Genomic DNA, 8,564 nt, shown 5'->3' with positions numbered 1-8,564 from the left:
GTCGCCATAGGCGCGCGTGAACGACCGGAAACCTTCGTCGATCGCTTTCTTCAGCGCGCGAAGAGCGTCGTCGTTCATGTGTGGGAATTCATAAAGCCATTCCATTCGGTTCCTCCTTTTTGAAGAAGCCGGCGCAAGTTTTCGATTTTGGCAAAGGGTGCGATTTGCCTGGGCTCACCGCACCCGGACGACGCTTAAAGGGCCGATTTGATCTTCTCGGCCGCTTCCGGCGAGACCCATTTCGACCAGACCGCTTCGTTCTCTTCGAGGAAGTGCTTGGCGCCTTCTTCGCCGCTCGCCTGATTGTCGGTCATCCAGGCCATCAGCTTGCTGACCGTATCGTTGCTCCAGGCGCGCTTGTTGAGATAGTCCATCACCTCGGGCCCGACCTTCTCGGAGAACGGCTTGGCGACCAGCGTCACGATCGTATCGACCGGCCAGGCGCTTGGCTTGGGATCCGAGCAATCGGCAACGGTGATGCAGCGTTTCCATTCGGCGGCATCAAGCGGCACGCCTGCGTCGAGCTTGACCATCTCATACTTGCCAAGCAACGCAGTCGGCGCCCAGTAGTAGCCGGCCCATCCTTCCTTGCGCTCATAGGCCTTGGCGATGGAGCCGTCGAGGCCCGCCGCCGAGCCTGTATCGACCAGCGTGAAACCGGCCTTCTCGGCTTCAAACGCCTTGTAATACTGGGCCGTGACGACGGTTCCGCCCCAGCCCTGCGGCCCGTTGAAGATGGCACCCTTCTTCGCGTCTTCCGGATCGGGGAAGAGTTCCGGATGCTTCAGCACATCGCCAATCGTCTTGATGTCCGGGTGGGCGTCGGCGAGATACTTCGGGATCCACCAACCCTGCACGCCGCCATCGGGCAGGGGAGAGCCGACCTTGATGATCCGGCCTTCATCCGTTCCCTTTTTGACGATATCGGGCAGAAGGTCGATCCATGCTTCCGGAGCGATGTCCGGCTGGCCCTTCTCGGCCATCGAAGTGATGGTCGGCACGGTGTCGCCGATGGTGATCTCGGCGCTGCAGCCATAGCCTTCATTGAGAATGAACTTGTCGAGGTTCGACAGCACCTCGGCGCTCTGCCAATTCATGCTGGCGATGGTCACGCTTCCGCATTCGGCGGCATTGGATACCGATGCCCCGCCAACCAGGCCGAACATCAGGCAGGTCGATGCAAGCAGTTTTTTCATTTTTCCGTTCCCTCTTTTGGCGGCGTGTTCCATCAAAACCGGAGTGCCGCGAGCACCGGCTTCAGTCATCGAAAGGATCTGCCGCGCCTGTTCGCGGCGACTATCTACTCGCCACCAGCACGCCATTCGCGGAATGCGAGGTTCGCCTTGGCGCCGATCGTCCGAAACGGTTGGCGAGGCAGCGATTTCGGTGCGTCGAAGCGCGCGAAGATTTCGGTCAGTCGTGATCTGATGCCGAGCATCAGGTCTGCCGCTGCAATGCCGTTTGCCGTGGCTTTCGTGGCACCGACGCCGTTGCAGCCGCAGGCCGCAAACAGGCCGGGCTCGATCTCACCGAAGGCGGGCACCGAATTCCATGTCAGCGCCATGGCGCCGCCCCAGCGAAACTCCATCGGCACATCCGGCAACTGGGGGAAGCGGGCTTGGTATTTCTGGTCGTGCTTCGCACCCGCGCGCCGCAGGGTTCCTTCGCTCGCCTCGATGTTGTGGTGATAGGTGTAGCGGGAGCGGATGAGGATCCGGTCGCCAGCCTGACCCTGAATGCGCCGGACAGTCGTGCCCATTGGAAGGGCCGGCGTCGCGGCCCATTTGCGCTGACCCGGCAACAGGCTCGGTTCGAACTCCTTCGTCATCGAGGCAAAGGTGAAGACGTGCAGCAGCCGGCTCCTGAAGAAGCCGAAGCTCTCCGCATGGCCATTGTTGGCAAGGATGATCCGGTCTGTGCTGATCGAACCTTGCGGTGTCTTGACGTGCCATCCGCGACCAGTGTTTTCCAACTGCACGGCAGGGGTATTTTCATAGACCCTGACATGTTCGCGCAGGCTGTCTGCGACGCCGCGGATATAGGCCGCCGGCTGCACCATGATGGTTCCAGGCGTAAACAGCGCCGACGTATAGGTGTTTGTGCCCGTCACGTCGGCGATTTCGCGCGCATTGAGCAGCTGATGCTTTTCGCCAAGCTTCACCAGTCCCTTGGCATAGTCGATGAGATGCTGGTCGCCCTCGTCGCTGATGGCGACGCTGTAGCGCCCGCACGGATCGAAGACCTCGCGGCCCAAGCCCCGTTCCTGTGCAACGGCACTGGCAAGGGCGATGGCGGTGCGGCTGATCTCGATGGCCTCGCGGCTTTTGGTGAGAGAGTCTCCACCGTAATCTTCGGACGAGACCTCATGCGGCAGGTCGATGATGAAGCCGGAATTTCGTCCGGCCGCAGCCTCCCCGATGACGCCGGCCTCGAGGACGGCGACATGGAGTGTCGGATTGAGCTCCATGATCCTGCGGGCTGCGGAAAGACCTGCGAAGCCCCCGCCGATGACGACGACGTCGGCGGTGATATGGCCCTCGAGCCGGGGTTTTGCCTGGCGGGGAGGGAGCATCGCCACCCACCCGGAAACGCCCGTGTTCTTCGGGAGCCTCGATGCGACAAAGACCTTTTTCGAGGGCGAGTTCACGGCTCAGGCTTCCCGTTCGATCAGGCTGCCGAGAGCGGCGCGGATGGTTGCGACGCGATCTGTCGAGAGCGGACGGAGCGGCTTGCGCGGTGCGCCGGCACCAAAGCCGGTGAGTTGCGCGGCGGCATAAACCGACTGCACATAGTCGCCTTCCCAAATGAGCGACATTGCCGGTTCGAGCAGGGACCAGATGTCGCGCGCCTTGCCCCATTCGCCGGCGGTGGCAGCCGCGACCAGCGCGAGCGCGGTGCGCGGCGCAAAATTGGCGCCGCCCCAGATGAGGCCGCTCGCTCCGGACCAGAGAGCGAAGGGCACGAGATGGTCGGCGCCGTTCATGACCGGAAGGCCGGTACGAATGAGAGATGCCTGCTTGCCGAGATCGCCGCTCGAGTCCTTGACGGCGCAGAAGTTCGGGATCGCGCAAAGCTCCTTGAGAAGCTCCGGCGTCACGGTCACGCCGACGGCGTGTGGGACGTTGTAGCCGATGACCGGAAGACCGGCGGCCGCCACTTCCGTGTAGAAGTCGATGATGCCTTCATCGTCCGTCGGCCCTTCGAAAAAGGGCGGCAGGACCATGACGCCGTCGGCGCCGCAATCGGCCGCGAACTTCGTCCGCTCGACCACGTCGGCCGTCAGCAGCGCCGAGGTTTGGGCGATCACCTTGGCCCGGCCGTTGATGATCCTTGATCCGCGCCGTACGAGCTCCTTCGATTCTTCATTCGTCAGGTACACATGCATGCCGGTGCCCGAGCTCAACACGAAGCCGGGTACGCCGAGCGCGAGGTAGCGCTCGATGTTCTGCTCGAGCTTGGCGTAGTCGATGCGGCCTTCCGCGTCGAAGGGCGTTGCGATTGCGAGGTTCAGGCCGGGAAACGGGAAGTTGTTCATGGTTACAGATCCGCGGTTTCGTCGTCGTTGAGATCGAGCCAGATGGTCTTGAGCTGGGTGTACTGGTCGTGGGCGTGGACGGAATTGTCGCGCCCGCCGAAACCGGACTGCCTGTAGCCGCCGAACGGTGTGGTGATATCGCCCTCGCCGAAGGAGTTGACGGTGACGGTGCCGGCACGAAGAGCGCGGGCGGCTCGCATGGCGTGCTTGCCGTTGCCGGTGAAGACGGAGGCCGTCAGGCCGTACTCCGTCTCGTTGGCGATCGCGACCGCCTCTTTGAGGCTGTCGACCGTGATGACCGTCAGGATCGGACCGAAGATTTCTTCCCTGGCATGCCGGGCGGCGTTGCTTTCGACCTCGACGATGGTCGGGTGAACGAAGCGCCCCTTGCTGGTTTCGCCGCCGTGAAGAACCTTCACGCCATCGCCGAGATAGCTCGCGACTTTCCGGTAGTGCGCCTCGGAGACGAGGGGGCCGACACGGTTGTCGGGATCTAGCGGGTCGCCCACGTGCCAGTTCTTCACGGCGGCAACGATCTTGTCGAGCAGCCTCCCCTTGACGGCAGAATGGACGATCAGCCGGGAGATGGCCGAGCAATTCTCGCCCATGTTCCAATAGGCGCCGTTGACGATATGGGCTGCGACCGCGTCGAGGTCGTCGGCGTCGTCCATGACGATCGAGGGGTTCTTCCCGCCCATTTCGAGGACGACTTCCTTGAGGTTGGACTCGGCGGAATAGTTGAGGAAGCGCCGCCCTGTCGCGGTCGAGCCCGTGAACGACACGGCGTCGACGTCCATGTGCCGGCCGATCGGCTCGCCGACCTGCGAGCCCGAGCCTGTCACCACGTTGAAGACGCCGGCCGGGATGCCGGCCTCAAGCGCCAGTTCAGCCACGCGAAGCGCCGTCAGCGACGTCTCGGCCGCCGGCTTGACCACCAGGCTACAGCCGGCGGCAAGCGCCGGGCCGATCTTCCAGGCGAGCATGAGGAGCGGGAAGTTCCATGGCAGGACGAGCCCGACAACACCCACGGGCTCGCGAACGACAAGCGCGATGTGGTCGTTCGAGGCCGGCGCGACCTGGTCGTAGATCTTGTCGATCGCTTCGGCGTGCCAACGCAGGCAGTTGACGGTCTCGGGCACGTCGACCGTCTGGCAATCGAGGATGGTCTTGCCGCTGTCGAGGCTCTCCATGACCGAGAGCTCGATCAGATTGTCCTCGATGAGCTGGGCAAGGCGTAAAAGCGCCTGCTTGCGGGCTGCGGGATGCTGCTTTGCCCAGCGGCCGTCGGCGAAAGACTGCCGCGCACTGGCAACCGCCGCGTCGACATCCTCCGGGCCGCAGGCGGGCAAGTCCGCGAGCTTCTCGCCCGTCGCGGGATTGGTCGTTGGAAATGTGCGTCCCGTTTTCGCCTCGACCGAGCGGCCGTCGATGATGGCCTTTGAAGGGAGGGATAGTCGGGACGCGATTTGCTCGTATTGCGCCCTGGTCAGAAGTTCCGTCATTCGCCTGCTCCCAATCAATTCGAAAACCGTCCGCGACGCTCGACCTGGCTCGACGCTCCTGTCGGCCGTCTCGTGTGCTTCTCATAATACAATAGATAGACATTTGATCTACTGTCAATAGACACGTGAATCGCGATGGCAAGGCAGCACGGCGGGTCCTCTTGCGGAGCGAGAGTTCACAACCGAAGACGCGATGGCGATTAGCTCGCGAGTGGAGCCGGCCGGGCCTTGCACATCGATTGAAGAGGAGGCAAAAGGGGCCGCGTTTTCGCAGGGCAGAGTCGACGAAAATCGAAATGCGTTGACCGGTCTACTTTTTGTAGACATCATGCCCGCAGAAGGAGTTTGTCATGGCGCACAATCAAAGCTCACCTGAAGCAGGCGTTGGCCCGGATCGAAAGGCTGCGCTGAACAACACCTTGCGCCACCGCATCCTGACGATGCAGATCGCGCCGGGATCGGTTCTGGACGAAGTCGCCCTGAGCGAGGAATTTGGACTGTCCCGCCCTCCGGTGCGCGAAGCGATGCGGCAGCTTGCCGGGGAAGGGTTCATCGAACTTGAGGCGAACCGGCCGGCCCGTGTGACGTCGATGAGCTACCAATCGCTTCGGGATTTCTTCTTGATCGCGCCGATGATCTACGTCGCGGCAACGCGGCTGGCCGCCGAACACGCGTCGAAGGCAGATATCGCGGGCCTGCGCGAAATACAGGACAGCTTTCGCGACGCGGTTCACAGCAATGACGTCGACGGGCGCGTCTTCTACAATGACAAATTTCACCTTCGGATCGGCGAGATCGCGAACAATGCGTACATCCTTCCAAGCCTTCGCCGGCTGCTGATCGATCACGCGCGTATCGGCAAGATTTTCTACAGACCGAGCAACGCGCGCATGCTGGAGGAGTTGCATGAGGCGTCGCGCCAGCACGACGAGATCATCGATGCAATCGCGAACCACGATGCTGACCGGGCGGAGGCGTTGATCCGCGCACACCTCGATCTGTCGCGCAAGAACATGGCGATGTATGCCGCCCCGGAAGGGATGGCGATCTCTCTCGGCGTGTAGCGGGACCTTCGTCGCCGGGTTACGCGCGTCCAAAACGATCAATGGCGTCGAAGACAGCGCGGGGCATGCGCAATGGTCGCTCCATCGAGACAGGCGGCCTGCCGCTGACGCCCGGGACGTGCACCCCGAGTTCCATCAGTCGCTGGATCTGGTCGCGGGCACGGGCGACGTGATCGCTGCCTGCCGGACCGGGCGTCATCGCAATCACTGTCAGGCCGACCGCGGGAGAGGTTTCGCCCGATCGGAAGCTTGGCGTGTCGAGCGACCACGACCCGCCCGAGAGGCCGGCCGACAGCATTTCGACGACCAGCGCGACATTCGCGCCCTTGCGGCCGCCGAAAGGCAGAAGGGCGCCTGAAAGCGCCTTTTCAGCGTCCAGCGTATCTGCGCCATCGACATCGACCGCCCACCCTTCCGGAATTTGCCGCCCTTCTGCGGCAGCAGCGGCAATGTTGACATAGGCAGTCGCGCTCGACGACTGGTCGACGACGAGCGGCGGCTCGTTGTCGCCGAGCGGAAATCCGAAGGCGATGGGGTTGGTGCTGTAGACGGCCGGCCCACCCGCCTTTGCAACGACCATGGCGTTGGCGTTGGTCGCCGCAAGTCCGCTCAAGCCTTCCAGCGCAAGCCGGCGCACGTAGTAGCCGAGCTCTCCCGTCGTATAGCTGTTCTTCTGGGTGAAGAGCGCAATCCCGAAGTTGCGGGCAGCATCCACGAAGTCGCGGAAGGCGAGGTCGAAGCCGAGTTGCGCGATGCCCCGGTCGGCATCACAGGCGAGATGAGCGGGGAAGGGGCGAGTGGCGACCGGCACGGGATCGCAATTGATGCGCCCCTCGCGAAAACTGTTCAGATAATCGACCAGGTGCGGAAACCCGACCGCACTCGGGCCGAATCGGGCGGCCGACACTGTTGCATCCACGAGCGATCGGGCGCTCGCCGGATTGGCGCCGGCACCAAGGCAGGCCCTCAGCGCCAGATCCCGTGCCTCTCTCTCGCTGAGTTCGATCTCTTCCATGTCAGATCTCCAGTCCCGCCTTGCGGCCCTCGTAGAATGCATAGGGCGCCTGGCGCGGCGCGGCGCAGTCACCGATCGGGCGTGCAGCGATATCGCGTTCGGCGAGATCGCGCATCAGCCAGTCCGCCGGGGAATTCGTGGTGGCCGTGACAAGAGCGTCTGCCTCGACGAAGCGGCACTCTCCCGTCGTGTGATCGATGATCGTTGCACCGTTGCCAAGCCACTCGGTGACGCTCGCCTCGACGATCCATGCAACTCCGAGTTTCCTCAGCGCCTGCCGCATGGGAACATCGGCCGCGGTTCTCTGCAGTTCCTTGCCGACGAACGGATCGGGCGTCAGGATTGTCACCTGGTGGCCCTCTTCGGCGAGCTTCCAGGCGGTGCCGCAGCCACGCCAGCCGCCGCCTTCATCCAAGAGCAGCACGCGTTTGCCCGGTCTCGCCTGCCGCGCCATGACCGCTTCGACCGTGAAGACATTGCCGTTCTCCAGGCCCGGCATCGTCTCGACCGACGGCAGCGCCTTCTGGAAGCCTGTCTCCGGGGAATAGGAGCCGGTGGCAACGACGACGCGGTCAAATTCGGCAACGTCGATGTCCCCGGCCTCGACATAGGAGTTCAGGCGAACCGCGACGCCGAGTTTGTCCAGTTGCCGTTCATACCAGGCGATGAGGTCGAGGATCTGTGCCCGTCGCGGCTGCATGCTCGCCAAGAGGAAATTGCCGCCGAGACGGCTCGACGCTTCCGCAAGCACGACCTTGTGTCCGCGTTCCGCAGCCACCCGGGCCGCCTCCAGCCCGGCCGGTCCGCCGCCGACCACCAGCAGGCGTTTCGGATCGCCGGTCTTTGCAAAGCGGTCGCCGTTCCATTCGGCTTCGCGCCCGACCGAGGGGTTGATGAGACAGCTGATCCAGTAGTCCCGCGACCGGCGTCCCCAGCACATCTGATTGCACGAAATGCAGCCGCGGATGTCATCCGGCCGATCCTCGCCCGCCTTGGTCGCCAGATGGGGGTCGGCAATCTGGCCACGTACGATCGAGACGAGGTCGGCTGATCCTTCGCCAAGCACCGTTTCGCCATTTTCCGGGGTGCGGATATGGCTTTCGGCGATCACCACAGCATTCCTGACGACACCCTTCAGGACGGATGCGAGGTCGGCGCCCAGTTTCTCGGGATAGAGGAACGTCGGCATCAGCTTGTAGAAATCGAGATAGCCGCCCGAGCCACAGGTGACGTAGTCGATGAGGCCAAGCTCGTCGTGCAGACGGATGATTTCGGCAAGTTCGTCGCGTTGAAGCGCGACCTTCACATCCGGTTCGTCGCTGACGGCAAGGCCGACGATGAAGTCTGGACCGCAGACCTGCCTGATCCGCGTCAGGATCTCCCGCGACATCCGTGTACGATTTTCGAGCGAACCGCCCCATTGGTCGTCGCGCCGATTGCACCAGGGG

The 8,564-nt window shown here is 63.2% G+C and carries 7 protein-coding genes and 1 pseudogene; 1 reads left to right on the top strand and 7 read right to left on the bottom strand.

Translation table 11 applies throughout. The annotated features are described in order from the left end of the window. The 5 genes and pseudogenes from VGO12_RS01040 to VGO12_RS01020 all read right to left on the bottom strand — a co-directional run. Window positions 1–105: pseudogene (locus VGO12_RS01040) on the bottom strand (proline/glycine betaine ABC transporter permease); the annotation flags it as partial. 89 nt (window positions 106–194) lie between these two features. Further along, window positions 195–1,196, bottom strand: a complete 1,002-nt coding sequence (locus VGO12_RS01035; RefSeq protein WP_327510901.1) for an ABC transporter substrate-binding protein — start codon at window positions 1,194–1,196, stop codon at window positions 195–197. Window positions 1,197–1,300: 104 nt separating this feature from the next. Continuing rightward, on the bottom strand, window positions 1,301–2,647 hold the full coding sequence (locus VGO12_RS01030; RefSeq protein WP_327510900.1) for an FAD-binding oxidoreductase: 1,347 nt from the start codon (window positions 2,645–2,647) through the stop codon (window positions 1,301–1,303). Between the two features lie 3 nt (window positions 2,648–2,650). Beyond that, window positions 2,651–3,535 (bottom strand): dihydrodipicolinate synthase family protein, encoded by an 885-nt coding sequence (locus VGO12_RS01025; RefSeq protein ID WP_327510899.1) that lies wholly within the window; start codon window positions 3,533–3,535, stop codon window positions 2,651–2,653. A 2-nt stretch (window positions 3,536–3,537) separates the two neighbouring features. After that, complete coding sequence (locus tag VGO12_RS01020) at window positions 3,538–5,037, bottom strand: aldehyde dehydrogenase (RefSeq protein ID WP_327510898.1); 1,500 nt, start codon at window positions 5,035–5,037, stop codon at window positions 3,538–3,540. Window positions 5,038–5,387: 350 nt separating this feature from the next. Between VGO12_RS01020 and VGO12_RS01015 the strand changes: the two genes are divergently transcribed. Continuing rightward, the gene (locus tag VGO12_RS01015; RefSeq protein WP_327510897.1) at window positions 5,388–6,101 is read left to right on the top strand and encodes a GntR family transcriptional regulator; all 714 of its coding nucleotides are present in this window, start codon (window positions 5,388–5,390) and stop codon (window positions 6,099–6,101) included. A 19-nt stretch (window positions 6,102–6,120) separates the two neighbouring features. Here VGO12_RS01015 and VGO12_RS01010 read toward each other — a convergent pair whose 3' ends face one another. Together VGO12_RS01010 and VGO12_RS01005 are read right to left on the bottom strand one after the other, a co-directional pair. Next, window positions 6,121–7,116, bottom strand: a complete 996-nt coding sequence (locus VGO12_RS01010; protein ID WP_327510896.1) for an Ldh family oxidoreductase — start codon at window positions 7,114–7,116, stop codon at window positions 6,121–6,123. A 1-nt stretch (window position 7,117) separates the two neighbouring features. After that, window positions 7,118–8,564, bottom strand: a 1,447-nt coding sequence (locus tag VGO12_RS01005; RefSeq protein WP_327510895.1) for an FAD-dependent oxidoreductase, incomplete at its 5' end; no start/stop codon positions are given.

Source organism: Ensifer sp., from assembly GCF_035999135.1.
In the GTDB taxonomy this organism is placed as follows: Bacteria; Pseudomonadota; Alphaproteobacteria; order Rhizobiales; family Rhizobiaceae; genus Ensifer.
The sequence above is the reverse complement of the archived record's forward strand: the minus strand, read 5'-3'. Positions and strand labels throughout refer to the sequence as shown.